Source organism: Nonomuraea sp. KM90, from assembly GCF_052246675.1.
In the GTDB taxonomy this organism is placed as follows: domain Bacteria; phylum Actinomycetota; class Actinomycetes; order Streptosporangiales; family Streptosporangiaceae; genus Nonomuraea.
This window is the reverse complement of record NZ_JBQQCB010000404.1, coordinates 1-769: the sequence shown is the minus strand read 5'-3', so window position 1 is coordinate 769 and position 769 is coordinate 1. Positions and strand designations below refer to the sequence as shown.

General features: G+C 64.1%; 1 protein-coding gene. It reads left to right on the top strand.

Annotation, left to right across the window (positions count from 1 at the left end; all coding sequences use genetic code 11):
* Positions 1 to 432, top strand: a 432-nt coding sequence (locus ACTWPW_RS64465) for a hypothetical protein (RefSeq protein WP_443175079.1), incomplete at its 5' end; no start/stop codon positions are given.
* Positions 433 to 769: the final 337 nt, after the last annotated feature.

Here is a 769-nt window from a genome sequence, read left to right as displayed (position 1 = left end):
GCGTACGGCTTGCGTTCACTCACCCGGCTATCTCAACACGTTCACGCCCACCAGCTAGGCATAACGCTACAGATTCACTCGATCACACTACGACATCAGGGGCAGGGGCCCACAGACCGCCCTCTCAGAGCCGAACTGCGCAACCGCACGATCGAGATACGTCAACTCCAGACCGAAGCCATCGCCTATGACGACGCCCTGCATGACATAGTCAGCCAAGCCTCGCAGGCAGAACCGTCCAGCAGCAGTGACGGACGCGTCGCCGACATTCTCGGTATCGCCCAGCAGGTGCTGGCCAGTCGCTCCTACCCCGGCCGCCTTCGTGCCGCTCAGGAGGCACTGGAGCGAGCGGAGAGCGAGCTTCACGAACTGCGCACCGAGAACCTACGTCTAGCCGAAATGGCTGTCGGGCCGAGGGAATCGCCGCACTGATCCATCGGTGTGACGCCGCGCGCATAGACACCCGCCGCGCTGAGCGTGTCCATCTCAGCGATGCATCCACTCAACCTGGGCTCCTGGAAGATGCTGCGGCTTTCAGGAGCCCACCTTCCACGCGCTGACTCATTGTCCGCCGACAACGTCCCGGCGTGCACTCGAGGCCGTAGCACTCGGGCCGGCAGCTGCGCCAGCAACGCCGCTCCTGCCCTCCATCCGGGCCCGTCACAGCCAGGACCGCAGCACCGACGCAACGCCGCAACGGCTGCCAACCGTTGCCCTGTCAACGCTTCACCGATTCTGCCGATCCTCAGTGCACCTCTCACATCTGGGA